Source organism: Sulfitobacter sp. 1A13353 (genome assembly GCF_043557255.1).
GTDB classification, from domain to species: Bacteria; Pseudomonadota; Alphaproteobacteria; order Rhodobacterales; family Rhodobacteraceae; genus Sulfitobacter; species Sulfitobacter faviae.
Window position 1 is genome coordinate 449,928 of record NZ_JBIFFS010000002.1, and the last position, 24,875, is coordinate 474,802.

Annotated in this window: 27 protein-coding genes; 14 read left to right on the forward strand and 13 right to left on the reverse strand. The window is 65.0% G+C overall.

Annotated elements, in window-relative coordinates:
- Nucleotides 1-14 precede the first annotated feature (14 nt).
- From ACGYLO_RS05925 to ACGYLO_RS05935, 3 genes are all read left to right on the forward strand, one after another.
- Entirely contained in the window at nt 15-722 is a 708-nt protein-coding gene (locus ACGYLO_RS05925) for a DUF484 family protein (RefSeq protein ID WP_067263525.1), read from the forward strand.
- A complete protein-coding gene (locus tag ACGYLO_RS05930; RefSeq protein ID WP_271688070.1) occupies nt 719-1,663 on the forward strand; it encodes a tyrosine recombinase XerC in 945 nt (314 codons plus the stop codon). Before ACGYLO_RS05925 ends, ACGYLO_RS05930 begins: the two co-directional genes overlap by 4 nt.
- Before the next feature lie 106 nt (nt 1,664-1,769).
- Entirely contained in the window at nt 1,770-2,198 is a 429-nt protein-coding gene (locus ACGYLO_RS05935; RefSeq protein WP_067263523.1) for a PACE efflux transporter, read from the forward strand.
- Here ACGYLO_RS05935 and meaB read toward each other — a convergent pair.
- A complete protein-coding gene (gene meaB / locus ACGYLO_RS05940; protein ID WP_271688072.1) occupies nt 2,195-3,169 on the reverse strand; it encodes a methylmalonyl Co-A mutase-associated GTPase MeaB in 975 nt (324 codons plus the stop codon). The genes ACGYLO_RS05935 and meaB overlap by 4 nt on opposite strands.
- A 62-nt stretch (nt 3,170-3,231) precedes the next feature.
- Between meaB and hrpB the strand changes: the two genes are divergently transcribed.
- Nucleotides 3,232-5,673: an ATP-dependent helicase HrpB gene (gene hrpB / locus ACGYLO_RS05945; protein WP_271689991.1), complete on the forward strand. Its 2,442-nt coding sequence runs from the start codon at nt 3,232-3,234 to the stop codon at nt 5,671-5,673.
- A gap of 54 nt (nt 5,674-5,727) precedes the next feature.
- Here the strand turns inward: hrpB and msrB are convergent, their stop codons facing one another.
- From msrB to ACGYLO_RS05965, 4 genes are all read right to left on the reverse strand, one after another.
- Complete coding sequence (msrB, locus tag ACGYLO_RS05950) at nt 5,728-6,210, reverse strand: peptide-methionine (R)-S-oxide reductase MsrB (protein WP_271688073.1); 483 nt, start codon at nt 6,208-6,210, stop codon at nt 5,728-5,730.
- Nucleotides 6,211-6,292: 82 nt separating this feature from the next.
- Nucleotides 6,293-6,847, reverse strand: a complete 555-nt coding sequence (locus tag ACGYLO_RS05955) for a fasciclin domain-containing protein (protein WP_067268384.1) — start codon at nt 6,845-6,847, stop codon at nt 6,293-6,295.
- A gap of 172 nt (nt 6,848-7,019) precedes the next feature.
- Nucleotides 7,020-7,712, reverse strand: a complete 693-nt coding sequence (locus tag ACGYLO_RS05960; RefSeq protein WP_271688074.1) for an anti-sigma factor domain-containing protein — start codon at nt 7,710-7,712, stop codon at nt 7,020-7,022.
- On the reverse strand, nt 7,709-8,209 hold the full coding sequence (locus tag ACGYLO_RS05965) for a sigma-70 family RNA polymerase sigma factor (RefSeq protein WP_209218390.1): 501 nt from the start codon (nt 8,207-8,209) through the stop codon (nt 7,709-7,711). The genes ACGYLO_RS05960 and ACGYLO_RS05965 overlap by 4 nt, the downstream gene beginning before the upstream one ends.
- A 256-nt stretch (nt 8,210-8,465) precedes the next feature.
- Between ACGYLO_RS05965 and ACGYLO_RS05970 the strand changes: the two genes are divergently transcribed.
- From ACGYLO_RS05970 to ACGYLO_RS05985, 4 genes are read left to right on the forward strand one after another with little or no spacing between them, the layout of a single operon-like run.
- The gene (locus tag ACGYLO_RS05970; protein WP_271688075.1) at nt 8,466-9,668 is read left to right on the forward strand and encodes an FAD-binding oxidoreductase; all 1,203 of its coding nucleotides are present in this window, start codon (nt 8,466-8,468) and stop codon (nt 9,666-9,668) included.
- Nucleotides 9,665-10,444, forward strand: a complete 780-nt coding sequence (locus ACGYLO_RS05975) for an HpcH/HpaI aldolase/citrate lyase family protein (RefSeq protein ID WP_271688077.1) — start codon at nt 9,665-9,667, stop codon at nt 10,442-10,444. The genes ACGYLO_RS05970 and ACGYLO_RS05975 overlap by 4 nt, the downstream gene beginning before the upstream one ends.
- A 12-nt stretch (nt 10,445-10,456) precedes the next feature.
- A complete protein-coding gene (locus ACGYLO_RS05980) occupies nt 10,457-11,299 on the forward strand; it encodes an NAD(P)-dependent oxidoreductase (RefSeq protein ID WP_271688078.1) in 843 nt (280 codons plus the stop codon).
- 23 nt (nt 11,300-11,322) lie between these two features.
- The gene (locus ACGYLO_RS05985) at nt 11,323-12,555 is read left to right on the forward strand and encodes a mandelate racemase/muconate lactonizing enzyme family protein (protein WP_271688079.1); all 1,233 of its coding nucleotides are present in this window, start codon (nt 11,323-11,325) and stop codon (nt 12,553-12,555) included.
- 176 nt (nt 12,556-12,731) lie between these two features.
- On the opposite strand, the gene ACGYLO_RS05990 is transcribed toward ACGYLO_RS05985, so the two are convergent.
- Both ACGYLO_RS05990 and ACGYLO_RS05995 read right to left on the reverse strand, forming a co-directional pair.
- Nucleotides 12,732-14,906 carry a thiamine pyrophosphate-dependent enzyme gene (locus ACGYLO_RS05990; RefSeq protein WP_271688080.1) on the reverse strand — a complete coding sequence of 725 codons (2,175 nt, stop codon included), beginning with the start codon at nt 14,904-14,906 and terminating at the stop codon, nt 12,732-12,734.
- A gap of 125 nt (nt 14,907-15,031) precedes the next feature.
- Complete coding sequence (locus ACGYLO_RS05995) at nt 15,032-16,255, reverse strand: acyl-CoA dehydrogenase (RefSeq protein WP_271688082.1); 1,224 nt, start codon at nt 16,253-16,255, stop codon at nt 15,032-15,034.
- A 97-nt stretch (nt 16,256-16,352) separates the two neighbouring features.
- On the opposite strand from ACGYLO_RS05995, the gene ACGYLO_RS06000 reads away from it, so the two are divergent.
- Together ACGYLO_RS06000 and ACGYLO_RS06005 are read left to right on the forward strand one after the other, a co-directional pair.
- Nucleotides 16,353-17,252, forward strand: a complete 900-nt coding sequence (locus ACGYLO_RS06000) for a LysR substrate-binding domain-containing protein (protein WP_271688083.1) — start codon at nt 16,353-16,355, stop codon at nt 17,250-17,252.
- Between the two features lie 89 nt (nt 17,253-17,341).
- Complete coding sequence (locus ACGYLO_RS06005; protein WP_271688084.1) at nt 17,342-17,671, forward strand: hypothetical protein; 330 nt, start codon at nt 17,342-17,344, stop codon at nt 17,669-17,671.
- A 70-nt stretch (nt 17,672-17,741) separates the two neighbouring features.
- Here ACGYLO_RS06005 and ACGYLO_RS06010 read toward each other — a convergent pair whose 3' ends face one another.
- Both ACGYLO_RS06010 and ACGYLO_RS06015 read right to left on the reverse strand, forming a co-directional pair.
- Entirely contained in the window at nt 17,742-18,155 is a 414-nt protein-coding gene (locus ACGYLO_RS06010) for a VOC family protein (protein ID WP_271688085.1), read from the reverse strand.
- A gap of 180 nt (nt 18,156-18,335) precedes the next feature.
- Nucleotides 18,336-19,895, reverse strand: coding sequence for a bifunctional UDP-sugar hydrolase/5'-nucleotidase (locus ACGYLO_RS06015; RefSeq protein WP_271688086.1), 1,560 nt, complete (start codon nt 19,893-19,895; stop codon nt 18,336-18,338).
- A gap of 129 nt (nt 19,896-20,024) precedes the next feature.
- Between ACGYLO_RS06015 and ACGYLO_RS06020 the strand changes: the two genes are divergently transcribed.
- The 3 genes from ACGYLO_RS06020 to arsC are packed head-to-tail and all read left to right on the forward strand — an operon-like array spanning nt 20,025 to nt 21,753.
- On the forward strand, nt 20,025-20,375 hold the full coding sequence (locus ACGYLO_RS06020) for a DUF952 domain-containing protein (protein WP_271688087.1): 351 nt from the start codon (nt 20,025-20,027) through the stop codon (nt 20,373-20,375).
- Complete coding sequence (locus ACGYLO_RS06025; protein WP_271688089.1) at nt 20,372-21,415, forward strand: quinone-dependent dihydroorotate dehydrogenase; 1,044 nt, start codon at nt 20,372-20,374, stop codon at nt 21,413-21,415. Before ACGYLO_RS06020 ends, ACGYLO_RS06025 begins: the two co-directional genes overlap by 4 nt.
- A complete protein-coding gene (gene arsC, locus ACGYLO_RS06030; protein ID WP_271688091.1) occupies nt 21,412-21,753 on the forward strand; it encodes an arsenate reductase (glutaredoxin) in 342 nt (113 codons plus the stop codon). The genes ACGYLO_RS06025 and arsC overlap by 4 nt, the downstream gene beginning before the upstream one ends.
- Here arsC and ACGYLO_RS06035 read toward each other — a convergent pair.
- From ACGYLO_RS06035 to ACGYLO_RS06045, 3 genes are read right to left on the reverse strand one after another with little or no spacing between them, the layout of a single operon-like run.
- A complete protein-coding gene (locus tag ACGYLO_RS06035; protein ID WP_394374280.1) occupies nt 21,750-23,102 on the reverse strand; it encodes an MATE family efflux transporter in 1,353 nt (450 codons plus the stop codon). The two genes, arsC and ACGYLO_RS06035, sit on opposite strands and share 4 nt — an antisense overlap.
- Before the next feature lie 22 nt (nt 23,103-23,124).
- Complete coding sequence (locus ACGYLO_RS06040; protein WP_209218213.1) at nt 23,125-23,637, reverse strand: PaaI family thioesterase; 513 nt, start codon at nt 23,635-23,637, stop codon at nt 23,125-23,127.
- Nucleotides 23,634-24,056 (reverse strand): PaaI family thioesterase, encoded by a 423-nt coding sequence (locus tag ACGYLO_RS06045; protein WP_067261213.1) that lies wholly within the window; start codon nt 24,054-24,056, stop codon nt 23,634-23,636. Before ACGYLO_RS06045 ends, ACGYLO_RS06040 begins: the two co-directional genes overlap by 4 nt.
- A gap of 118 nt (nt 24,057-24,174) precedes the next feature.
- On the opposite strand from ACGYLO_RS06045, the gene ACGYLO_RS06050 reads away from it, so the two are divergent.
- The gene (locus tag ACGYLO_RS06050) at nt 24,175-24,555 is read left to right on the forward strand and encodes a MerR family DNA-binding transcriptional regulator (RefSeq protein WP_209218215.1); all 381 of its coding nucleotides are present in this window, start codon (nt 24,175-24,177) and stop codon (nt 24,553-24,555) included.
- 21 nt (nt 24,556-24,576) lie between these two features.
- Here the strand turns inward: ACGYLO_RS06050 and ACGYLO_RS06055 are convergent, their stop codons facing one another.
- Nucleotides 24,577-24,801, reverse strand: a complete 225-nt coding sequence (locus tag ACGYLO_RS06055; protein ID WP_271688094.1) for a hypothetical protein — start codon at nt 24,799-24,801, stop codon at nt 24,577-24,579.
- Nucleotides 24,802-24,875: the final 74 nt, after the last annotated feature.

A 24,875-nucleotide genomic window follows, 5' to 3' on the forward strand; every position in this document is an offset into this window, starting at 1 on the left:
AAAAAGAGACGCCCATGAGCAGCAGCCCCAAAATCGACGACGCCCTGCGGGAGGCGATCATCTCAGCGCCTGACGTCATTCTTGACGACAGCGACGTGATGCAGGCGCTGATCGCGGCGAATGAAAAGGCCATGGGCGGCAATATCGTCGACCTGCGCGGCATCGCGATGGAGCGGCTGGAAACCCGTCTCGACCGGCTGGAGGACACCCACCGCAGCGTCATCGCGGCGGCCTATGAAAACCTTGCCGGGACCAATCAGATCCACCGCGCCATCCTGCGCATGCTCGACCCGGTGGAGTTCGAGACTTTCCTGCGCGATCTCGGCGGCGAAGTGGCCGATATCCTGCGCGTCGATGCGGTGCGGCTGGTGTTGGAATCCACCCAGAACGACAATGACCCGGCGGTGCAGCGTTTGGGCGATGTGCTCAGCGTGGCCGAGCCAGGGTTCATCGACGACTACCTGAGCCAAGGGCGCGGCGGCATGGTGCGGCAGGTGACCCTGCGCGCGCTGCAAGACGGATCCGAAGCGCTCTATGGCAGCAAGGCGGGATGGATCCGGTCCGAGGCTTGTCTCAAGCTTGATTTCGGCCCCGGACGGCTGCCCGGCCTGTTGGTCATGGGCGCCGAAGACCCGCATATGTTCGGCCCGCAACAGGGCACCGATCTGCTCACCTTCTTTACCGGCGTGCTGGAGCGATCCATGCGCCGCTGGCTGTCTTGAGCGAGAAGGCAAATCCGCTGCTGATCAGCCCCGCCGCGCGGGACGCGCTTCAGACGTGGTTGGAACACCAAAGCGCGCTAAAGGATGCGGCCGAAAATACGATCATCGCCTACCGGGGCGATGTGACCGAATTCCTCACCTTCATGACGCTGCATAAGGGCGACACCCAAGGTCTGGGTGCGTTGGCGAAAATCACCATCAGCGATATGCGCGCATGGATGGCCAGCACCCGCAGCGGCGGGGCGGGGTCACGGTCAGTCGCGCGCAAGCTCTCGGCGGTGAAAGCCTTTTACCGCTGGCTGGCCGAGCGGGAGGGGTTCGAGCCCACTGCCGTTCTGCTCGCCCGGTCGCCGAAGTTCACCAAGAAACTGCCCCGCCCGCTGGCCGAAGACGCTGCCCGCGCGCTGATCGACTGTGTCGAGACCCAAGCCCGCGCGCCATGGGTGGCGGCGCGTGACGTGGCGGTGCTGACCCTGCTCTGGGGCTGCGGGCTGCGGATTTCCGAGGCGCTGGCGCTGAAAGGCGGCGATGCGCCCCTGCCTGCCAGCCTGCGCATCCTTGGCAAAGGCGGGAAGGAACGGGTCGTGCCGGTCTTGCCCGCCGCACGCGCCGCGGTCGCAGACTACCTCGCCCTCTGCCCGCACCCGCGTGAGGCGCAGGCCCCGCTGTTCCGCGCCATCCGTGGCGGTGGTTTGGGCGCGCGCGCCGTGGCGCAGGTGATGGCCGATGCGCGGATGCAACTGGGCCTGCCCGCCAGCGCCACGCCCCACGCCATGCGCCACAGCTTTGCCACCCATCTGCTCGACGCGGGCGGCGATCTGCGCGCCATTCAGGAGCTTTTGGGCCATGCGTCCTTGTCGACCACGCAGGCCTATACCGCCGTCGATACCGCGCGGCTGATGGAGGTCTATAACAACGCCCATCCCAAGGCGGGCCGCTGAGCCCCTTGCACCCCGCGCGTCAATCGCCATATTGGCCCCAAGCGAGGACGACCTCCCCCATTTGGGCAGCCACTCGGGACGACCCGACCAATACCGGGACCACCCCATGCGCAGCACCGCAGACCGCATCCGCCACGCCCTTAGTTTTGAGATCATCGCCCTGCTGATCGTCACCCCCGCCAGTGCTTGGCTCTTTGACAAGCCCATCGGCCATATCGGCGTCGTCGCCGTGGTCAGCGCCAGCATCGCGACGGGGTGGAACTATGTCTACAACCTCGGCTTCGACCACGCCCTGCGCCGGTTGCGCGGCACGGTGAAAAAGACGGTGCCGATCCGCGTGCTTCATGCCGTGAGTTTCGAGATCGGGCTGCTCTTCGTGCTCTTGCCCTTCATCGCGTGGTATCTTGAGATTTCTCTGCGCGAAGCCTTCTTGATCGACGTGTCCTTGGCGGTGTTTTACCTGATCTACGCCTTCGTCTTTAACTGGATCTACGACGTGCTCTTCCCCGTCTCGGAACCCGCAAACGCGTCTTAATCTGCCCTGAGGCGGCGGACGAATTCCGCCGCCGCTTCCGCCGGATCACGCGCGCCATCGGCCACGGCATCGCTGAGCCGCGTCAGATCGTCCTTGGCCTGTGGGGTCTCAAGCTGCGCCAAAAGCCGCTGCTTCACATCCTGCTCAAACCAATAACGCGCCTGTGCGGCGCGGGTGCGGTCCCAGAACCCGTTTTCCCGGCGCCAGTCGGTCAGTTCCTGCAAAGCGGCCCAAGTCTCCTCCAGCCCGTTTTCCTCCAGCGCTGAAACGGCGGTGGCACGCGGAAAACCCTCGGGGTCCTGCGGGCGCTTGCGCAACAGGCGCAGGGCACCGGCATAGTCAGCGCGGGTACGCGCGGCGGTGGATTTCAGATCGCCGTCGGCCTTGTTGATGACGATGAGGTCGGCAATCTCCATGATGCCGCGTTTGACGCCCTGCAACTCGTCCCCGCCAGCGGGGGCCAGAAGCAGCACGAAGGCGTCCGACATCTCGGCCACCACGGTTTCCGACTGGCCCACGCCCACGGTCTCGATCAGCACCACGTCAAAGCCCGCCGCTTCGCAAAGCCGCACCGCCTCGCGCGAGCGGCGCGCGACGCCGCCGAGATGCGTTTGGCTGGGCGAGGGCCGGATGAAAGCATTGGGGTCGCGGCTCAGCCGGTCCATCCGCGTCTTGTCGCCGAGGATCGACCCGCCCGAACGCGCCGAACTGGGGTCCACCGCCAGCACCGCCACGCGTTTGCCCTGCCCGGTCAGCATCATGCCGAAGCTTTCGATGAAGGTGGATTTGCCCACACCGGGCGTGCCCGAAAGCCCGATGCGCAGCGCCTGCCGGTCGGCTGGCAGCTTCGCCAGCAGCTCCGCCGCCGCCGTGCGATGGTCGGCGCGGCCTGATTCCACCAAGGTGATCGCCCGCGCCAATGCGCGGCGCTCTCCTGCTATGATGCCTTCGGCCAATGTCTCGATATCCATGGGGCAACTTTTGCGGGGGCGGCGTGGAATTGTCCATCCCCACCCTTGGCGCGGCGCGCGCGATGCCCGATAACCGCGCCATGTCCAACGCTGATTTCGCCCTGCCCATCGACGCCGTTTTGCCGGATGTGATCACCGCCCTGCGCAACACGGGCCGCGTCGTGCTGCAAGCGCCCCCCGGCGCGGGCAAGACGACGCGGGTGCCGCTGGCGATGCTGGAGGCCGGGCTGACGCCGGGCCGCATCCTGATGTTGGAGCCGCGCCGCCTCGCCGCCCGCGCCGCCGCCGCGCGCATGGCAGAAAGCCTTGGCGAGGAGACCGGCCAGACCGTCGGTTTTCGTGTGCGCGGCGCCTCGGCGGTGTCCAAGGCCACGCGCATCGAGGTCGTCACCGAGGGCATCCTGACCCGCATGTTGCAGGACAACCCCGACCTGCCGGGCGTCGGCGCGGTGATCTTCGACGAATTTCACGAACGCTCGCTCAACGCCGATCTCGGCCTCGCGCTGGCGCTCGAAGTTGCGGGCGCGCTGCGCGACGACCTGATGCTGGTGGCCATGTCCGCCACGCTCGACGCCGCCCCGGTGGCCGCGCTGATGGCGGCGCCGATCGTGACCTCCGAGGGGCGCAGTTTCGAGGTCGAGCCGCGCTGGCTCGACAAGCCCATGGGCAAACAACGGCTAGAGAACGCCGTGGCCGACCTCACGCTAAAGGCGCTGTCGGAATCGCCCGGCTCCGCGCTGGTCTTCCTGCCCGGCGAGGGGGAGATTCGCCGGGTCGAGGCGCTTTTGCGCCCTGCCCTGCCCGCAGATTGCACCCTCGCCCCGCTCTTCGGCGCGCTCGACTTCAAGGCGCAGCAGGCCGCCATCGCGCCCGCGCCCTCGGGTCGCAAGGTGGTGCTGGCGACCTCCATCGCCGAGACCTCCCTGACCATCGAAGGCATCCGCATCGTCGTCGATGCGGGCCGCGCGCGGCGCGCGCTCTTCGATCCGGCCTCGGGCATGTCCCGGCTGGTGACCGAGCGGGTCACCCGCGCCGAGGCCACGCAGCGCGCGGGCCGTGCCGGGCGGCTGGATACCGGGGTGGCCTACAAGCTCTGGACCCGGGGCGAGGAAGGCGCGCTGGCGGCCTTCCCCCCGGCCGAGATCGAGGCTGGCGACCTCACCGGTTTCGCCTTGGAACTGGCGCTCTGGGGCGCGCAGGCGAGCGATCTGAGCTTCGTCACCCCGCCCCACGCGGGCCGTCTGGCCGAGGCGCAATCGGTGCTGCAGATGTTGGGCGCGCTGGACGCTGCGGGGCGCATCACCGAGCATGGCCGCGGCTTGGCGAAGCTCCCCCTGCACCCACGACTGGCGCATATGGTGACCCGCGGCGGCCCTCGCGCGCCGCTGCTGGCGGCCCTTCTGGCCGAGCGTGACCCCATGCGCGGCGCGCCGGTCGACCTTGCGCTGCGGATGGACGCGCTGGCCGGAAAACGCACTGCCACGCCACCCCATGCGCCCACGCTAGCGCGCATCAAGGCCGAGGCGAAACGTCTGGCACGCGGCGCGAAGGGCGACGGGCCGGACTCCTTGGGCGTGCTGGCCGCGCTCGCCTATCCCGACCGCGTCGGGCTGCGCCGCAAGGGCGAGGCACCGCGTTATGTGCTCTCAGGCGGCAAGGGCGCGGTGCTGTCAGAGGCCGACCCGATGGCGGGCGCGCGGCTCTTGGTGGCCACCGACCTCGACGGCGACCCGCGTGAGGCGCGTATCCGGCAGGCGGCGCTGATCTCGGACGCCGAGTTGCGCGCTACCTTCGCCGATCAAATCCACTGGCAGGATGTTTGCCTATGGTCGCGCCGTGAGGGGCGTGTGCTGACCCGCAAGCAGGAGGTCTTCGGTGCGCTGGTTCTGGAGGACCGCACATGGCCCGATGCGCCCGCCGATGCTGTGGCGGTCGCGATGCTGGACGGTGTGCGGCAATTGGGGCTGAACCCCGGCAAGACGGCGGCGCTGTTTCTGGCCCGCGCCCGGCTGATGCCCGCGCCCTTCCCCGATTTCAGCGAAGCGCATCTGATGGATACGCTGGAAGACTGGCTGCTGCCGCATCTGACGGGCGTGCGAAGCAGCGCCGATTGGAAAGGGTTCGACCTCACCCCGGCGCTCAAAACCCGGCTGAGTTGGGAGCAACAGCGAGAATTGGACCGCTCGGCCCCTGCCCATTTTGAAACCCCGCTCGGGCGGCGCGTGGCCATCGACTATAGCGGAGAGACCCCCGGCATCGCGCTGCGTTTACAAGAGATGTTCGGCGTGACGCGGCACCCGACGGTGGGCGGCCAGCCATTGCAAGTTACCCTGCTGTCGCCTGCGCAGCGCCCGGTGCAGGTCACGATGGACATCCCCGGCTTTTGGGCAAGCTCATATGCCGATGTGCGAAAGGACATGCGAGGGCGGTATCCGCGTCATCCGTGGCCCGAAGACCCCACGGTGGCGGACCCGACCCTGCGCGCCAAACCGCGCGGCACCTGACGGGGCAACACGCGCCGAAAGCGGCGCGCGATCCGTTGGGGTGAGACCTATCCGTCAAGCTGCGACGAACTTCAGCGAGACGCCGTTGATGCAATGCCGCTTGCCCGTGGGCTCTGGCCCGTCATCAAAGATATGGCCCAGATGGCTGCCACAACGGTCGCAATGCACCTCGGTCCGGCGCATGAAGAAACTGTTGTCGGCCATGGTCTCAACCGCATTGTCGAGCGGCTGATAAAAGCTCGGCCAGCCGGTGCCGCTTTTGAACTTGGTCGCCGCATCATAAAGCGGTTGATCACAGCCCTTGCAGATGAAGGTGCCGGGGCGTTTCTCGTCGTTTAGAGGGCTGGTAAAGGCGCGCTCCGTGTCGCCTTCGCGCATGACCGCATATTCCAAGTCGCTCAGCATCGCGCGCCACTCGGCTTCGCTGCGGGTAACCTCAAACTTGCCCTCGACATAAGCGGCCAAAGCGCCGCGCGCGCCGAACCCGATGGCGGTGGCGCCCAGAAAGGTCGATGTCAGAAAATGACGTCTGTTCATGGTGTTACTCCTCGCGTTCGGGTGGGATAGCGCCGGGCCAGCATGGGGGTACTGGCCCGGCAACAGGCCTAAGGGTTGCCTCTTATTTGGGAACCAACACGCTGTTTACAACGTGAATCACCCCGTTGGACTGGTTCACATCTGCGATAGTCACGCGCGAGGCATTGCCGCTTTCGTCGATGATATAGACGTTGCGGCCCTTCACCTGCGCCGAAAGCGCATCGCCGGACACGGCGTTGAAGTGGTAGAACCCATCGCTGGAGGCGCGTGCCTTGGCGGCGATGTCGGCGGCGGACCATTTACCGGCCACCACATGGGCGGTCAGCACTTTGGTCAGCATGTCCTTGTTCTCGGGCTTGAGCAGGGTCTCGACAGTGCCCGCAGGCAGCGCGTCAAAGGCGGAGTTGACCGGGGCGAAAACGGTGAACGGCCCTTCGGAGGCCAGCGTATCGACCAGACCGGCAGCCTTGACGGCGGCGACCAGCGTGGTGTGATCGGCGGAGTTCACGGCGTTTTCGACGATGTTCTTATTCTCGAACATGGGCGCGCCGCCCACTTCGGGATTGGCGGCGATGGCACCGGTGGCCAGCAGAGCGGCAGTGGCGGTGGCGGCGGCGAATGTCTTGAGCGTCTTCATTGGATTTCCTCCCTTGAATGCCCCCCGTTGTGGGCGGCGATACTGGACCCACGGGGCAGACGTGAGAGGAGTTTCAGAATGGTTCAGAAAATTCGCAACAAAATCATAACGCGTTGTAAGGGATGTGAAAAATGAAACGCCCTGCTCGGTCAAAGCAGGGCGTTTCGGGGGTTTAGAGTTCCGCTACAGCACCAGCGGCCATGACCTCCCCAGTGGGGACACCGCCGGGTGCGCCGCCGGGCGGCTCATCGGTGATGGCCAGCGTGATCTGCGCCGCCTCGGGCGCCAGATCGGCGGGCAAGGTCACGCGGTTAACCTCCCCCTCAGGCAGCACGCCCAGAGAGATCGGCGCACGATCCGGCAGGATTGCCCAAAGCTCCAGCACGCGGCCCGCGGGCGCGTCGCCCGAGACGCGGCGCAGCGCGATATCGCCGCGCGACATGTCCATGACGGCCAGCAATTCCAGCGCGCTGTCCTCGGCGGCCATGCGGGTGGCATAGACCTCGGCCGGGGGCTGCATCGGCGGCTCGCGCAGCATCGGCAGGGCAAGGAAGGCCACGGTGGCCAAAGCCGCCACCGAAATCCCCTGCCACAGCCAGAGCCGCTGCAACAGCGGCACCTGCCGCGCGGGGAAGAGCCGCGCCATCAGCGCGCGGCGCAGCTTCGCAGGCGGGGCGACGGGGGCGATATCGTCGGTCATCGCCACGAAACGCTCCTGCCAATCGGCCACGCGGCGGGCGAACTCGTGGTCTTGCATCAGCCGGGTGCGGGCCGCGGCACGGTCTTCGCCTTCCAACAGGCCCAAGGCCATTTCGGCGGCCAGCAGATCGTCGTCTTCGGGCGGGGTGATGGGGGTGTCGCTCATATGCTCATACACTCCCGCAGGGCCATCAAACCACGGCGCAGCCATGTGCGCATGGTGTTGAGCGGCACGTTGAAACGCTGCGCAAGCTCGGCATAGCTGTCGCCATCAAGGTACGCCCCGCGCACCGCTGCACCGCGATCCGCTTCAAGATCATCCAGACAATTGGTCAGCCGCTTGGCCTCTGACGCGGCCACGGCGGATTGCTCGGGGTTCGGCCCCGGCGCGGCCAGTTCCAGCCCCGGCGTGTCGATGTCCTGATGGCCCTTGCGGGTGGCGCGCAGCCGGTCAATCGCCGTGTTACGCGCAATGGTGATCAGCCACGTCATCGGCGACAGGCCATTGGCCTGATAGCGGTCGGAATTATTCCAGATTTTGACGAAACTGTCCTGCATGGCATCCTCTGCTGCGGCGCGTGTATCCAACACACGCAGGCAGACCCCGAATAGTTTCGCCGACACCCGATCATAAAGCGCCTCAAAGGCGGCACGGTCCCCCATTGCGACCTGCGCAATCAGACGCTCAATCTCTTCGCGGTCGCTGTCCAAGGGTCACTCCTTTGGGCGGTCATCTGTGTTGCGGCATTGCGCTCATGGTGCGACAGCCGCAGTAAAAGTCAACCCTGCCTCATCCATAGGCACAGGCGCAACCCATCGCCGCAAAACGAAAATTCGCGCCGCGCTTCACAAAGATTGCAGGCTCTGGATGCTTAGGCTACCCACGATTCAGAGGGGAATGCGCAAAGGGAGACTGTGCATGCAAAACGCGCTTGAGACGTCCTATGACGTGGTGATCGTGGGCGGGGCCATCTATGGCTCGGCTTTGGCTTGGTGGCTGACCAACACGCCGGGGTTCGACGGCGAGGTGCTGGTGGTCGAGCGGGATCCAACCTATGAATTCGCCTCGACCAGCCATACGAATTCCTGCATCCGCCAGCAGTTCAGCGCCCCCGTGAATATCCAGATTTCGCAGTTCGGGGCCGAGTTCATCAAAAACTTCCGCCACTTCATGCATGACGATCCCGAGGTGCCGGAACTGGCGCTGCAAAGCTTTGGCTACCTCTATCTTGCCGACACGCCCGAGTTTGCCCAGACCCTGCGCGAGGCACAGAGCATCCAGACCTCCATGGGCGCGCATACCCAGCATATGACCAAGGATGAGATCGCCGTGCGCTATCCGTTCTACATGCTCGACGATGTGATCGCGGGCAATCACAACACGGTCAACGAAGGCTACTTCGACGGCGGCACGATGTTCGACTGGTTCAAACGCATGGCCAAGCGGCGCGGCGTGACCTTTGTCCATGACGAGGTGACGGGTATGACGCTGAACGCCGCAGGCAGCGCGGTGGATGCGGTGACGTTGAAGTCAGGTGCGACGGTCTCCTGCGGCACGGTCGTCAATGCCTCCGGCCCCCGTGCCGCCGCGACGGCGCAGATGGCAGGCATCGCCCTGCCCGTCATGCCGCGCAAACGCTACACTTTCATCTTTGACGCCGCCGAGCCGCTGGAAATGGACCTGCCGCTGACCATCGACCCCAGCGGCGTGCATATGCGCCAAGAGGGCAAATACTACATGGCAGGCTGCCCGCCGGAGGATGACTACGACGCTGGCTATGACGATTTCACCTTCGATCATTCGATCTGGGAGGAAAAGGTCTGGCCCACCATCGCCACCCGCGTTCCGGCCTTTGAACGGGTCAAGGTGATCAACGAATGGGTCGGCCATTACGCCTATAACACCGTCGACCAGAACGCGATTCTGGGTCGGCACGACAAGGTCGCGAATTTCGTCTTCATGAACGGCTTTTCCGGCCACGGGTTGCAACAGGCCCCCGCCATCGGGCGCGGCACGGCAGAGTTGATCACCCATGGCGGCTACCGCACGCTTGACCTGACCCCGCTGGACTACGCGCGGATCGTGCGTTCCGAGAAATTCGTCGAAAGGGCCGTGATATGAAATTGCGCGAGAACAGCTTCCTCACGGCCATCCGCGCCGGGCAAAAGCAGCTTGGCCTCTGGGTCTCCCTCTCCAACGGCTATGCCGCCGAGGTGGTGGCCCATGCGGGCTATGACTGGGTGATGCTGGATATGGAACATGCGCCCAGCGACATGGCCTCGGTCTTGGGGCAGTTGCAGGCGTTCTCGGGCAGTGAGACCACGGCGATGGTGCGGCCCGACTGGAACGATGCGGTCAAGGTCAAACGGCTGATGGACCTCGGCGCACCGGGGCTGCTGTTTCCCATGGTGCAGACCCCTGATGAGGCCCGCGCCGCCGTGGCCGCCTGCCGCTATCCGCCGCGCGGCATTCGGGGCGTGGCCGGGCTGAACCGCGCCAACCAATTTGGTCGGGTCGCGGATTACAACGCCGAGGTCGAGAACCAGACCGCCATCCTGATCCAGCTTGAAACCCGCGCCGCCGTCGAAAACGCCGCCGCCTTTGCCGAGGTCGAGGGGATCGACGGTATCTTCTTTGGCCCCGCCGATATCGCCGCCGACATGGCCCATCTGGGCCAGACCCTGCACCCCGAGGTCTGGGAGGTCATCCGCCCCGCGGCCAAACTCTTGATGGACAAGGGCATTCCCGTGGGCACGCTGGTCACCGACCCCGATTTCGCCGCCCAACTGCTGAACGAAGGCTTCACCTTTGTCGCCTGCGGCACGGATGTGGGCCTTTTGGCCCAAGGCGCCGATGCCCTGCGTGCGAAGGTGCGCGACAAGATTTCTGAGACGTGAAAGGAAGATGTAATGAAATTTAAGAAACTGGTCCTGACAGGCGCCGCCGGGCGCCTCGGCTCCTACCTGCGCGAGCCGCTGGCCGCGATGTGCGAAGAACTGGTCAGCTCCGACATCGCCGAGGACATTGGCAAGCTTTACGACGGTGAGCGTTATCAGAAGGCCGATCTGGCGAGCTACGACGAGGTCGCGGCCCTGATGGAGGGCGCTGACATGGTGGTGCATTTCGGCGCCATCGTGGATGAAAAACCCTTCATGGAATTGCTTGGCCCGAACTTCGTCGGCTCCTACAACGTATGGGAAGCGGCCTATCAGGCGGGCGCACGGCGCGTCGTCTATGCCTCGTCGATCCATGCGGTGGGGATGCACAAAAAGGCCGATTTCATCGGCATCGACGCGGCCCACAAGCCCGATACTTTCTACGGCCTCGCCAAATGCTTCACCGAAGACCTCGGCTCCATGTATTGGGACAAGCGCCAACTCGAATCCGTGCATCTGCGCATCCTGAGCGCGGCACAGGTCAACAACTCCCGCGCGCTTGGCTCGTGGCTGTCGTATGACGATCTGATCCAATTGGTGACCCGCGCGGTGGATACGCCTTCGGTCGGCTTCTCGGTGATCTACGGCGTGTCGAACAACGACCGCGCCCCGGTGGACAACTCGAAAGCCTCCTTCCTCGGCTACCGGCCGAAGGACAACGCCGAGCAATTTGCCGAAAAAGTGCTGGCCGAAGAAGGCCCCGTCGACATCACCGACCCCGGCCAAATGTGCCACGGCGGCCCCTTCGCCAAGGTCGATCTGGGCGAAAGCGGCATCGCGCAGATGACCATCGTCGACGACAAGAAAGAGACCTAAGCGGCCAAACGAAAGGGACCGTCATGAAACTGCAAGACCTCGATATCATCGTGACGGCCCCGCCCGCCCCCGGCTGGGGCGGGCGCTATTGGATATTGGTCAAACTGACCACCGACGCCGGCATAACCGGCTGGGGCGAATGCTATGCCGCCAGCGTCGGTCCCGACGCGATGCGCACGGTAATCGAAGATGTCTTTGCCCGCCATATGCAGGGCGAAAACCCCGAGAATATCGAGTTAATGTTCCGCCGCGCCTATTCCGCAGGCTTCACCCAGCGGCCAGACCTGACGGTCATGGGCGCGTTTTCGGGGCTTGAGATCGCCTGTTGGGATATTCTGGGCAAGGACCGCGACCGCCCGGTGCATGCGCTGATCGGCGGGCGCACCAATGACCGGGTGCGCGGCTATACCTACCTCTACCCGCTGCCGCATCACAGCATGGCGGATTTCTGGACCTCGCCTGAGATGGCGGCGGAATCGGCGGCGGATTGCGTGGCGCGCGGCTATACGGCGGTAAAATTCGACCCCGCCGGCCCCTATACGCTGCGCGGCGGGCATATGCCTGCGATGTCGGACATCAGCACTTCGGCGGCGTTCTGCAAAGCCATCCGAGAGGCGGTGGGCGACCGCGCCGACCTGCTCTTTGGCACCCACGGGCAGTTCACGACCGCGGGCGCGATCCGGCTGGGCCAAGCGATCGAACCCTATAGCCCGCTGTGGTACGAAGAGCCAATCCCGCCAGACGCGCCTGAGCAGATGGCCAAGGTCGCGCGCGGCGTGCGCGTCCCTGTGGCCACGGGCGAGCGGCTGACCACCAAGGCCGAATTCGCGCCTTTGTTGCGGGCGGGCGCGGCGGAGATCCTGCAACCGGCCCTTGGCCGTGTGGGCGGCATCGCGGAGGCCAAGAAGATCGCCACCATGGCCGAGGTCTATAACGCGCAAGTGGCGCCGCATCTCTATGCCGGACCGGTGGAATGGGCCGCGAATGTGCAGCTTGCCACCGCGATCCCGAACATCCTGATGTGCGAATGTATTGAGACGCCGTTCCATGACCAATTGATCAAAGGGTCGATCCGGGTGGAGGACGGGTTCATCACCGCCCCCAAAGCACCCGGTCTGGGGATCGAAGTCGATGAGGAACTCGCCCGCGCGCATCCTTACACAGGCGATGGCCTGCATCTGGAGATGCGCGAAGAGCCTTGCGATTATGTGAATGGGAATAATTTTCAGGGCGGTGCGCCAGCGGATAGCCACTAGGCGCGCGTACCCGGCCCGGATTCAAGCCGCAGGCGCCGGGCCATCGCCTGCCCGCCCCCCGGGTAGGCGATTTGGCGGGGCTTGGCACAACTTCGCGAATGCGCGCCGAGATTGCACCATAAAGTGGCATAAGGCACCCGCGAATCGCCGACCCGCGGGCAGACGCTGGCCCTCAGCTACCCCAACAGATCCCGTGCCGCCGCCACGATCCCCTCGCGTGAGGGCAACGTCGCCGCATAAGCTGGCCCCGTGGCGATAAAACTGTCCTCCGCCGTCAGCCGAGCAAACTTTGCCACACCGCGCTCCGCCATCAGCGCCATCAGCGCCTCGGCCTGCCCGCCCGTCCGACGACACTCGTCAACGATCAGCACCGGACGATCCCCGATGGCCTCGATCAAAGCATCCTCCGGCAAAGGCGCCAGCCAGCGCAGGTCGATCACCCGCGCATCAACACCTGCCTCGGCCAAATCGCGCGCCGCCTGCTGGCTCAGGTAATGCCCGTTGCCATAGCTCACGATCGCCAGATCACCGCCCGCACCCGTGACCCCGACCTCGTCCAGCCCGATCCGCCGGTCCGGTGCCGGATAGCTGCGCATCCAGCGGCCATCCCCGGCCTCCATCAGGTCGCGCATCGGGTAGAGCGCGATGGGCTCGACAAAGACCACCACCCGCTGCTCCTCACGCGCCAAGCGGTGCGCCTCGCGCAGCATCATCGCCGCGTCGTCCCCTGCCGAGGGGCAGGCAATGACGATGCCCGGAATGTCGCGCAGCACGGCCAGCGAATTGTCGTTGTGGAAATGCCCGCCGAACCCTTTCTGATAGCCCAGCCCCGCGATGCGCAGCACCATCGGATTGCTCCACTGCCCGTCCGAGAAGAAGGGCAAAGTCGCCGCCTCGCCGCGCAGCTGGTCCTCGGCGTTGTGCAGATAGGCGAGGAACTGGATCTCCGGCATCGGCACGAAACCGTTGTGCGCCATGCCGATGGCGAGGCCGAGGATGCTCTGCTCATCCAGCAGCGTGTCGATCACGCGACCGGGGCCAAAACGGCTCTGCAGCTTCTGGGTGACGCCATAGACCCCGCCCTTGCGGCCCACGTCCTCGCCCATCAGCATGGTCTCCGGGTGCGCCAGCATCAGGTCGTGCAGCGCCCAGTTGATCAGCCGCGACATCGGCTGCGGGTTGTGCATCTGCCCCATATCGCTGCCAAAGGTGTCAGCCCGCGCCTCGGCGCTCGGCCCGTTGCTGGGCGCGCAGTCGCGCTTGGGCGGCACGAGGCTCGCCATGACGTCCGACGCCGTCTTCAGCCGGGGGCGTTTCACCACCTCGTCAGCCGCCTTCGCGACCGCCTCTTGCGTATCGCGGTAGATCGCCAGCGCCTCCTCGGCAGACGCCCCGGCCTCCACCAGCAGCCGCGCGGAATGCAGCAGCGGATCGTTGGCCTCATCCGCCTCCACCTCGGCGCGGGGCAGATAGGAGGTCGCCACATCTGCCCCCGCATGGCCATAGAGCCGCACGGTGCGCAGATGCAGGAAGGCAGGCTTGCGATGCACCCGCACCCAATCCGCCGCTTCCTTCGCCGCCGCATAGGCCGCATGCAGGTCAAGCCCGTCGCCCTCGAAATACTTCAACCCCGGCCTGCCCGACATCGACGCCTTAATCCAGCCCGTCGGCGTCTTGGTCGAAATGCCGATGCCGTTGTCCTCGCAAACGAAGAGCAGCGGCAGCGGCACGCCCTGCACGGCGGTCCAGCAGGCGGCATTGATCGCGCCCTGCGCGGTGGAGTGATTGGCCGAGGCGTCGCCGAAACTGCACATGGCGATGCCGTCACGCGGCAGGATCGCGTGCTCAGGCCGGTGCCGCCGTGCCATGCCGATGGAATGCGCGGCCCCTACCGCCTTGGGCAGATGGCTCGCGATGGTAGAGGTCTGCGGCGGGATCATCAGTGGGCGCGAACCCAGCACCTTGTGCCGCCCGCCGCTGGTCGGGTCCTCCGCCGAGCAGGCAAAGCTCAGGAGCATGTCGCGCATCATGTCCTGCCCCCCGGCCTGATCGGCACGGGCGATCTGAAAGGCCGCGTCGCGGTAATGCAGGAAAGCGATGTCATCGACGCGCAGCGCCGCCGCCACCGCTGCCATCCCCTCGTGGCCGGAGGAACCGATGGTGTAGAACCCCTGCCCCTCCTTCTGCATGACGCGGCTTTGCAGATCAAGCGCTCGGCTCAGCACCTGCGCGCGGTAGAGCTGCTCCAACTGGTCGCGATCAAGCGCCTTTTGCGGGGAGGTGGAAACGGGAAAATCCCCCGCCGCAACGCGACGGAGGAAGTTCTCATGAACGATGGCAACGCGGTCCATGGGGCCTCTTGAAATAGAAATTAATCGCTCTCGGCGAAAGCATGTCGGCCAGAAAGAAAGGCGGCGCCCCTCTTTCTGGCCATAAGTTTTTTCGGTGGCCGGGGGGTGCCCCCCGAAGCCAGTATTTAGAAGAACGCCTGCAGACCGGTCTGGGCACGGCCCAGGATCAGCGCGTGCACATCATGGGTGCCCTCGTAGGTGTTCACCGTCTCGAGGTTCATCATGTGACGGATCACCTGGAATTCGCCCGAGATGCCGTTGCCGCCGTGCATGTCGCGCGACATGCGGGCGACGTCGAGCGCCTTGCCGCAGTTGTTGCGCTTCACGATCGAGATCATCTCGGGGGCGGCATTGGCGGCATCCATCAGGCGGCCCACCTGCAGTGACCCCTGCAGGCCAAGCGAGATTTCGGTCATCATGTCCGCGAGTTTCTTCTGGAACAACTGGGTCTGGGCCAGCGGCTTGTTGAACTGCTTGCGGTCGAGACCGTATTGCAGCGCGGCGTGCCAGCAGAATTCGGCGGCGCCCATCGCGCCCCAGGAGATGCCGTAGCGGGCGCGGTTAAGGCAACCGAAGGGACCTTTCAGGCCTTCCACATGCGGCAGCAGCGCATCTTCGCCCACTTCGACGCCGTCCATGACGATCTCGCCGGTGATCGAGGCGCGCAAGGAAAGCTTGTTGCCTACCTTCGGCGCGCTCAGGCCCTTCATGCCCTTCTCCAGCACGAAGCCGCGGATCTTGCCGCCATGCGCCTCGGACTTGGCCCAGACCACGAAGACATCGGCAATGGGCGAGTTCGAGATCCACATTTTGGAGCCGGTGAGCGTGTAGCCGGTGTCGGTCTTCACCGCGCGGGTCTTCATGCCGGCGGGGTCGGAGCCCGCGTCGGGCTCGGTCAGGCCGAAGCAGCCGATCCAGTCGCCCGAGCAGAGCTTGGGCAGGTATTTCTGGCGCTGCTCCTCGGAGCCATAGGCATAGATCGGATACATCACGAGGCTTGCCTGTACCGACATCATGGAGCGGTAGCCGCTGTCCACACGCTCGACCTCACGGGCGACGAGACCGTAGGAGACGTAGCTGCCGCCCAGACCGCCGTATTCCTCGGGGATGGTGACGCCAAGAAGGCCCATCTCGCCCATCTCGCGGAAGATCTCGGGGTCGGTCTTTTCTTCGGCAAAGGCTTCGATTACGCGCGGTTGCAGCTTTTCCTGCGCATAGGCGCGGGCGGAATCGCGGATCATCCGCTCGTCTTCGGTCAATTGGCTGTCGAGGCGGAAGGGATCCTGCCAGTCGAAGGTTCCAAGATCGGGTTTGTCCTTGGCGCGCAACTTGGGGGCGTCAGCGGTCATGATGCATCCTTTCGGGTGATGTGATTTGCGGCAGTATTGCAAATCGGCGGCGCGAACTCTATCGCTGCTTTGTCCTGAGTTCATGAGAAAAAGTCATATGATCGCGCCGCGCCGCTTCTTGCCTTCGATCTCGGCCCTGCTGTCTTTCGAGGCGGTCGTGCGGCTCGGCACCGCCACGGCGGCGGCGCAGGAATTGAACCTCACGCAGAGCGCGGTGAGCCGTCAGATCAAGACGCTGGAGGAACAGCTGGGCGTGACGCTGATGATCCGTCAGGGCCGCCGTCTGACCCCGACGCAGGCGGGATTGGATTATGTAACGCAGGTGCGCGACATCCTGAACCGGCTGGCGCAGGCCTCGGTCTCGGCTCGGACGAACCCCACGGGGGGCACGCTTAATCTGGCGATCCTGCCTGCCTTCGGGATGCATTGGCTGGCCCCGCGCCTGCGCGATTTCGCGCGTGACCACCCGGAGGTGACGGTGAACCTATCGACCCGGCTGCGGCCCTTTACCTTTGCGGGCAGCCGATTCGACGCCGCCATTCATTTTGGTCATGAAGATTGGCCCGGCGTGCGCTACCTGCCGCTTTTGCCGGAAACGGTGGTGGCGGTCTGCGCGCCCGACCTGCTGCCCGCACCGTTGGAGGATGCACGCGACGTGCGCCATCTGCCGCTGCTTCACCTAGAAACCCGCCCGCGCGGATGGGCGCGGTGGCTGTCCTCGCTCGGGGTGACGGATGAGCCGCCCGGCGGCATGATGTTCGACCAATTCTCGACCATGGCGCAGGCGGCGATTCACGGGCTGGGGGTGGCGCTGCTGCCGACCTTCTTCGCCCGCCCCTACCTGCGCGACGGGCAATTGGTGCTGGCCGCCTCGCCCACCACGCAGAGCATCGGCAACTACTACCTCGTCTGGCCCGACGACCGCGATGAGACGGCGGCGCTTGCGTCATTCCGCGGCTGGCTGGCCCAGCAGGCGGAGCCTGCGACGGCAGGATGAGCCGCGCAAAGCTGGCCCAAGTTATGCCGCATTTACCTTGTATGAAACCGGCTAACCCGCCCGCATCGGGCGTTCCAAAGGAGCAGATGATGCTAAGTTCATATCGCAAAAGCACCGGCGCTCTGGCCCTTGCCCTGAGCCTCTGCGCCGCTGGCGCCATGGCCGAAAGCCGCAACGTGCTGATCGTCGACGGCGCCTATTTCCCATCGCTGTCCCATGTGCAGCCAGGCGATCAGGTGGTCTTTACCAATAACGCCACCGGCAGCCATACGATCACCGGCGAGGACGAGGCTTGGACCAGCGGCCCGATCCCCGTGAACGGCAACTACACGCTCGACATCACCGCACAGACCCCGACCCGTTTCAGCGGGCAAACCTTGGAAGAGCCTGCTTTCGAAGGGGCGATCAGCTTCGACTGAGCCCGCAGCAGCATGAGCCACTCAAAGCCCCGCTTATGACAGCGGGGCTTTGTCGTTTCAGCGCTTGGCCTTATTGGGCAAAAACGCGGTCCATATCGGCGAAACCTTTGACCTCAATCGGATTGCCCGACGGGTCGCGGAAGAACATGGTTGCTTGCTCGCCCGGCTCCCCTTCGAAACGCAGCGAAGGTTCGATCACGAAGTCGACCTCTGCACCCTTCAGCCGCTCCGCCAGCGCCTTCCAATCCTCCATCCGCAGGACGACGCCCAGATGCGGCATCGGCACCATATGCTCACCGACCTTGCCGGTGGCCTCTGTCTTGAAAGGCTCGCCCAGATGCATGGAGATCTGGTGGCCGAAGAAGGAATAATCGACCCAAGTCTCGGTCGAACGGCCTTCGGTGCAGCCCAGCACATCGCCGTAGAAGGCGCGGGTCTCATCAAGGTCGCGGACGTTATAGGCAAGGTGGAAGGGGGTGAGCATAGCGGTCTCCTGTTTGGTTACCGCATGTGTATCCCTTGGCGGGAGAGGTGCAAGGGGCTGGCTTGCGGGGGGGGGCGCGCAGCTTGGGCAACAGCCCGGAATCAAGGGCCCTGTCCGGCTATTCACAAACAAAAAGGGCGCGCCCCGCTGGACGCGCCCTCTCGCTAAGGCCCGAGACCCTTACTTCATCTTGATGCGGCCATCGGTGTAGGGCTTGTAGCTGCCGTTCTTCGCCAGATACTCCGCCGTCACATCCGCCAGATCGGGGCCGAAGTCATAGGCATTCTCGGCGTCCTTGAACATCGCGTAGCCGTCGCCGCCATTGCGGACATAGTTGTTGGACACGGCGCCATAGGTCTTTTCGGGATCAATCGGTTCGCCGCCCACCATCACATCGCTGATGCGGCTGCCGGGCTCGGCCTTGGGATCAAAGGTATAGGACATGCCCGCCACCTGCGGGAAACGGCCCGCGCCGTCTTCCAACTGGCTCACCCCGTTTTCCAAGGCTTCGATCAGGGTCGCACCGCTGATCTGGAAGGTCGAGAGCGTGTTCTGGAACGGCAGCACGGTCAGCACTTCGCCCATGGTCACCTCGCCTGCGTCGATGGAGGCACGCAAGCCGCCCGCGTTGGAGATCGCCACGTCGATGCCCTGATCCTTGACCCGGTCCAGCATCGCGTCAGAGACAAGGTTGCCCATCGCACATTCCTGCGCACGGCAGATGTCACGGCTGCCTTCGATGGTTTCCGACGTCTCGGCCACGACCTTCTGGCGCAACTCCTCCAGCGGGGCGGCGCGTTCGGCCACCAGATCGACCGTCGCCTGATCCTCTTCGACCGAGGCGTCGAGCAGGATCGGATCGCCGGAGATTGCGGTCACCTCCCCCGCGTCGTCGAAGGTGACATTCAGCTCGCCCAGATACTTGCTGTAGGCATAGGCCTGAACGATCGGCACATCGTTGACCATGGTCGGGTAAGCGCCCTCGGCCCGCTCCTCGCTGTTACTAAGCAGCGTATGGGAATGGCCGCCAACGATCAGGTCGACGCCAGTCAGCTCTTCGGCCAGCCGTTTGTCGCCCGCCAGCCCGATATGGGTGAGCAGGATGATCTTGTTGACCCCATCCTCGGTCAGCGCGTCGATCTCGGCCTGTGCCGCATCCGCCGCCGGAGAGAAGATCACCTCGGCCCCGGGTGACGAGGTCTCGGGCGTGTCCTCGGCAAGGACGGAAACGATGCCGATCTTCTCGCCGCCGACCTCAAGCACGGTGGATTTGCCGATCTCGCCCTCCAGCCCCTCGACACCGCTCACGTCGATATTGGCCGAGAGCACGGGGAAATCGACCTTGGCCACGAAATCGGCCAGCCCTTCGGGGCCGTCGTCAAACTCGTGGTTGCCCACGGCCATCACGTCATAGTCGAGGTTCGACATGAACTCGGCCGCCATGTCGCCCTTGTAGCGCGTGTAGAAAAGTGAGCCTTGGAACCAGTCGCCCGCATCCAGCAGCAGATGGTTCTCACCCGCACGTTCGCGGGCGGCTTCGATGGCGGTGACCATCCGCGCGACACCGCCAAAGCATTTGCCCTCGGCATTGTCCTCGGCGCTGCAGGGGCCGTCATATTTGCTGATCGGCTCGAACCGGTCATGGAAATCATTGGTATGCAGAATGGTCAGATTATACTCGGCCGCCGCCATGCCGCTGGTCAAAGCCAGCGCGGCGGTCGCGGTCAGGAATCGTTTCATGATAGTTCCCCTGTTGCTTGTTATGCCGGTATCGTGGCGCGGGGTTTGGCCCGTGTCAAAGGTCATATGACCTGCCCTATGGTCACCCGCGGGTCTTGACCCCGCCCCGCCCGGCGGGCATCAGAAGCCATGCTGATTTTCAAGATATTCCGCGCAGACGAATGGGCTGCGCTGCGCAAGAATGGGGTCTCGGACGGGGCGCCTATCGATGTTACCGATGGCTATGTGCACATCTCCACCGCCGAACAGGCGGCGGAAACCGCTGCCAAACATTTCAAAGGGGAGGACGGCCTCTTCCTGCTCGCGCTTGAGGCCGACGCTCTGGGCGATGCGCTGAAATGGGAGCCCTCGCGCGGCGGCGCGCTTTTTCCCCATCTCTACCGTCCGCTCAAGATCGAAGACGTGGTCTGGGCGCAGCCCCTGCCGCTGGTGGGTGGCGTGCATGAATTCCCCGCAGGACTGGGCGAGGCCAGCAAATGACGCCGCTGTTGGAAAGGCTGGGCCTGCGGGCGCTGCACCGGGTCGATCCCGAAGCGGCGCACGGTCTGGCGATCCGCGCGCTGCGGGCGGGGCTTGCGCCCGCGCCGGGGCCGCAGACTTCGGCGCGGCTGCACACCACGCTTGCCGGGCTGGACCTGCCGAACCCTGTCGGGTTGGCGGCGGGGTTTGACAAGAACGCCACTGCAATCGCCCCCCTCTCCCGCGCCGGGTTTGGCTTTGTCGAAGTGGGGGCCGCCACGCCCCTGCCCCAGCCCGGCAATCCGCGCCCGCGCCTGTTTCGCCTGACCGAAGACCGCGCCGCGATCAACCGCTTCGGCTTTAATAACGAGGGGATGGAGGCGATCTGCGCCCGGCTTTCGCGCCGTGGCACGGGTGTGCCGGTGGGGCTGAACCTTGGTGCGAACAAGACCAGCGCGGACCGCGCCGCCGACTTTGCCCGCGTGATGACCGCCGCGCGCAATCACGTCGATTTCGCGACGGTCAATGTCTCGTCCCCCAATACCGAGAAGCTGCGCGACCTTCAGGGCAAGGCGGCGCTCTCGGCCCTGCTCGAAGGGGTGATGGACGTGCGCGGCGCCACGCCGGTTTTCCTGAAAATCGCCCCCGATCTCAGCGAAGCCGAGATTGAGGATGTGGCCGAGGTTGCCCAAAATTCGGGCGTTGCTGCCATCATCGCGACCAATACCACGCTTGACCGGACTGGCCTTGCCAGCGCCCATGCAGGCGAAGCGGGTGGTCTGTCCGGTGCGCCGTTGTTCGACCGCTCGACCCGCGTCTTGGCGCGGCTGGCAGGGCTGACGGATATTCCGCTGATCGGCGTCGGCGGGGTGTCGGACGCGCAGACCGCCTATGCCAAGATCTGCGCCGGGGCCTCTGCCCTGCAACTTTACACCGCGCTGGTCTTCGGCGGTCTCGGACTGGTGCGAGAGATCACCACCGGGCTGGATGCACTCTTGGCCCGCGATGGTTTTGCCAGCGTGGCCGAGGCCGTGAGCAGCAAACGCGAGGATTGGCTATGATCACCCTATGGCATAACCCGCGCTGTTCGAAATCGCGGCAGACGCTGGCGCTGATCGAAGCGGCGGGGGTGGAAGCAACCTTCCGCCGCTACCTCGAAGACGCGCCGACACGGGATGAGGTCATCGCCGCCCGCGACACCCTTGGCCTGCCTGCGATCAAGATGATACGGACGGGCGAGACGCTGTTCAAAGAGTTGGGCCTGACCAAGGACAGCCCCGAAGAGGCTCTGATCGACGCCATGGCCGCCCATCCGATCCTGATCGAACGCCCCATCGCTTTTGCCAATGGCCGCGCCGTGATCGGCCGCCCGCCCGAAGCGGTGCAGGCGCTGCTCTAGCCCGCCGCGCGCTCCAACGCCGGATAGCGCAGCGCCAAGGTGATGCCGCGCACCACGAAGGACACCAGAAGCGATATCCAAAGCCCGTGATTGCCCAGGCTCGGCACCAGAGCCAGTGCGGTCACGGCATAGATCAGAAACGACACAAGCATCATATTGCGCATGTCGCGCGACCGCGTGGCGCCGATGAAGATACCGTCGAACATATAGGCAGCACAGCCCAGCAGCGGCGCCGCGACCATATAGGGCAGATAGACCCGGGCGAGCTCTTGCACCTGCGGGGCCTTGGCCATCAGGTCGATGATCGCGCCGCCGCTGACGGCAAAGACCACCGCCAACAGCAGACTAACCAACAGCGCCCAAGCGGAGGTCAGCACCGCCCCGCGCCGCAGGACATCGCGCTGCCCCGCGCCGTAGGCCCGGCCAATGATCGCCTCGGCGGCGAAGGCGAAACCGTCCAGCCCGTAGGAGGTGATCATCAGGAATTGCAGCAGCACCTGATTGGCCGCCAAGGTCACATCGCCCAAGCCCGACCCCATGAAGAGGAAGGAGACAAAGATCGCCTGCAACAAAAGCGAGCGGATCAGGATATCGGTGTTCACCTGCATCATGCGCGTCCAGCGCGGCCCGTCAAAGACCTGCGCCCAATCGCGCCAGGCCACCCCTGCGAAAGCCGCGCGGCAGAACCACAGGCCCAAGGCCGCCCCGCTCCACTCTGCAAGGAAGGTGGCGATGGCGACGCCTTCGACACCCCAACCGAGGCCCAGCACGAACCACAGGTCCAGCAGAATGTTCAGCCCGTTCATCCAGACCTGCAACACCAGCACGGCGCGGCTGCGCTCCTGCGCGATGAGCCAGCCGGTGATTGCATAGATCGAGATCGCGGCGGGGGCAGACCAGATGCGGATCGCCATATATTGCCGCGCCAGCCCCTCGACCTCGGGCGATCCGGGGGCGATCTGGAACGAGGCCCAGAAAAGCGGCCATTGCAGCGCCATCAAGGCCAGCCCCGCCCCCGCGCCGATCAAAAGCCCGCGCGTCAGCAGCGCGGCGACCTCGCCCTCTTCGCCATTGCCCGCCGCCTGCGCGGTGAGGCCCACGGTACCCATCCGCAGAAAGCCGAAAATCCAGTAAAGCGCCGAGAGGATGATCGCCCCCAGCCCCACCGCGCCGATGGGGGCGGCGGCGCCCATCTGCCCCACCACGCCGGTGTCGACCGCGCCGAGGATCGGCACGGTGGCGTTGGAAATGACAATGGGAACCGCGATCTTGAGCACACGGCGGTGGGTCACCACATCACGCGCCGCCAGCGTACCACGCTCAACCGCGCGCACCTCTGCCTCGGTCAGCGGCTCTGTCTCTGATTGCGGCTCAGCCACGCCGTTGCGGCATCAGGAAATGGCCCGTGGCCTGCGCGAAAATACGGCTGCGGTTGTCCTGCCATGCCTCGACATGGACGCTGGCATAGCGCCGCCCCGAGCGGTTGATACGCGCCCGCGCATAGGCATCGCGCGGCAGGCCCGACCGCAGGTAATCCACGGTGAAATCGATCGTCTTGGGCAGCCGCGGCAAGTGGTCGGCATCCAGATTGTCCAGATCGAGCGCGCCGCTTTCCATATCTTCCCAGATCAGCCCCCAGCTGAGGGTGATGATCGCGGTCGCCTCAAGAAAGGCCGCCGTGGCCCCGCCGTGCAGGGCGGGCAGGATCGGGTTGCCGATCAGTTGCTCGGAAAACGGCATGATGCCGGTTAGCTCATCGCCACGGCGCTCGAACTCGATGCCCAGAAAACGGATATAGGGCACGCCTTCGACCATGGCGCGCAGCACCCCGTCGCGGCGTTGCTTGATGACCTGAACCGGCTCCGGCTTGCGACGTGTGGTCATGTGTGCCCCTCCACGGTGAAAGTGCCGGTCGCTGTGGCGACAAGGTTGTCGGCGTCCTCATCCGTCGTCGTGGCCCGCACGAAGGCCACCGAACGGGTGACGTGATAGCAGGTCGCGCGGGTGATGATCGTCTGCCCCGGTGTGGCGGCACGCAGATATTCGATCCTAAGATCCATCGTGGCGGTGGCCGCGGGATTGCTGGGGTGGCTCATCACCGCAGCCCCGCAGCAGGTGTCCATCAGCGCCGAGACCGCCCCGCCGCTGATCACCCCGGTCTGCGGGTCGCCGATCAGCTTGTCGTCATAGGGCATGGTGATCACGGCAGAGCCATCGCCCAACTCCTGCAACTCCATCCCCAGTGCCATGGAATGGGGCAGCGCCTGAATGAACTGTCGCGCCAGCTTTAATTTGTCGGACATGCAACCCAACCCTCTGCCTCTGGTTTTGTCCTTTATCAGGGCGAGATAGCCAAAGGGCAAGACCGCCTGTTGCGCATCCCCGCGCGTGACCATAGTTTGCCGGAAGGGAGAAGATGCTTTGGACGATGAACGCCTGACATTCAAAGAGATGTGCGCGGCATTTGACGTGACGCCACGCACGTTGCGCTATTACGAGTATATCGAATTGCTGCAACCGCACCGTGAGGGGCGCTCGCGTTTCTATGGCCCGCGCGAACGGGCGCGGATGAAGCTGATCCTGCGCGGCCGCAAGTTCGGCTTCGCGCTGGAGGACATCCGCCAGTGGCTGTTGATCTACGAAAAAGAGGGGACCGAGGCGCAGATGCGCACTTGGGTCACCATGGCCGATGGTCAATTGGAAGAACTGGCCGAGCAGCGCCGCCAGTTGGACGAAGCCATGGCGGAATTGCAAAAGCTGCGCGACGACACCGCCGCGGCCATCGCCTCGGACAAGAGCTGAGCGGCTGGCTGAGCGGCGGGCTCAGCGGCTGTTGCGCTGCGCCAACTGCCCGATGAGCATCTGCAAATCCGCCGTGATGCGGATGAGATCGGACACCACATCCGCGCTCGCGTCTCCGGCCAGATCGAATGCGCCGTTTTCGATGGTCTCGGACGCGCCTTTCAGCTCTGCAACCACGCGCGCGCGCGTTTCTGCCACGGAACCGTTTTCAGCCCCGCTACCTGTCTGCTCTTGTTTTTCTGACATGCCTCGTGCCTCTTTAGGTCGAGCGCCCGCACCTACAGCCCCCACGACGTGGGGTCATGTCACGCAGTCACGCG

Coding starts and splice junctions, on each gene's coding strand:
- meaB (WP_271688072.1), bottom strand. CDS start 3,169: ATGGATATCGAGACATTGGCCGAAGGCATCATAGCAGGAGAGCGCCGC.
- ACGYLO_RS06020 (WP_271688087.1), top strand. CDS start 20,025: ATGCTGATTTTCAAGATATTCCGCGCAGACGAATGGGCTGCGCTGCGC.
- ACGYLO_RS05965 (WP_209218390.1), bottom strand. CDS start 8,209: ATGGGGGACCGTGCCGCCTTTGAGGCGCTTTATGATCGGGTGTCGGCG.
- arsC (WP_271688091.1), top strand. CDS start 21,412: ATGATCACCCTATGGCATAACCCGCGCTGTTCGAAATCGCGGCAGACG.
- ACGYLO_RS06040 (WP_209218213.1), bottom strand. CDS start 23,637: ATGACCACACGTCGCAAGCCGGAGCCGGTTCAGGTCATCAAGCAACGC.
- msrB (WP_271688073.1), bottom strand. CDS start 6,210: ATGAACAGACGTCATTTTCTGACATCGACCTTTCTGGGCGCCACCGCC.
- ACGYLO_RS05960 (WP_271688074.1), bottom strand. CDS start 7,712: ATGAGCGACACCCCCATCACCCCGCCCGAAGACGACGATCTGCTGGCC.
- ACGYLO_RS06055 (WP_271688094.1), bottom strand. CDS start 24,801: ATGTCAGAAAAACAAGAGCAGACAGGTAGCGGGGCTGAAAACGGTTCC.
- ACGYLO_RS05995 (WP_271688082.1), bottom strand. CDS start 16,255: ATGACCGCTGACGCCCCCAAGTTGCGCGCCAAGGACAAACCCGATCTT.
- ACGYLO_RS05990 (WP_271688080.1), bottom strand. CDS start 14,906: ATGGACCGCGTTGCCATCGTTCATGAGAACTTCCTCCGTCGCGTTGCG.
- ACGYLO_RS06005 (WP_271688084.1), top strand. CDS start 17,342: ATGCTAAGTTCATATCGCAAAAGCACCGGCGCTCTGGCCCTTGCCCTG.
- ACGYLO_RS05935 (WP_067263523.1), top strand. CDS start 1,770: ATGCGCAGCACCGCAGACCGCATCCGCCACGCCCTTAGTTTTGAGATC.
- ACGYLO_RS06015 (WP_271688086.1), bottom strand. CDS start 19,895: ATGAAACGATTCCTGACCGCGACCGCCGCGCTGGCTTTGACCAGCGGC.
- ACGYLO_RS05955 (WP_067268384.1), bottom strand. CDS start 6,847: ATGAAGACGCTCAAGACATTCGCCGCCGCCACCGCCACTGCCGCTCTG.
- ACGYLO_RS05980 (WP_271688078.1), top strand. CDS start 10,457: ATGAAATTTAAGAAACTGGTCCTGACAGGCGCCGCCGGGCGCCTCGGC.
- ACGYLO_RS05970 (WP_271688075.1), top strand. CDS start 8,466: ATGCAAAACGCGCTTGAGACGTCCTATGACGTGGTGATCGTGGGCGGG.
- ACGYLO_RS06045 (WP_067261213.1), bottom strand. CDS start 24,056: ATGTCCGACAAATTAAAGCTGGCGCGACAGTTCATTCAGGCGCTGCCC.
- ACGYLO_RS06010 (WP_271688085.1), bottom strand. CDS start 18,155: ATGCTCACCCCCTTCCACCTTGCCTATAACGTCCGCGACCTTGATGAG.
- ACGYLO_RS06025 (WP_271688089.1), top strand. CDS start 20,372: ATGACGCCGCTGTTGGAAAGGCTGGGCCTGCGGGCGCTGCACCGGGTC.
- ACGYLO_RS05925 (WP_067263525.1), top strand. CDS start 15: ATGAGCAGCAGCCCCAAAATCGACGACGCCCTGCGGGAGGCGATCATC.
- hrpB (WP_271689991.1), top strand. CDS start 3,232: ATGCCCGATAACCGCGCCATGTCCAACGCTGATTTCGCCCTGCCCATC.
- ACGYLO_RS05985 (WP_271688079.1), top strand. CDS start 11,323: ATGAAACTGCAAGACCTCGATATCATCGTGACGGCCCCGCCCGCCCCC.
- ACGYLO_RS05975 (WP_271688077.1), top strand. CDS start 9,665: ATGAAATTGCGCGAGAACAGCTTCCTCACGGCCATCCGCGCCGGGCAA.
- ACGYLO_RS06000 (WP_271688083.1), top strand. CDS start 16,353: ATGATCGCGCCGCGCCGCTTCTTGCCTTCGATCTCGGCCCTGCTGTCT.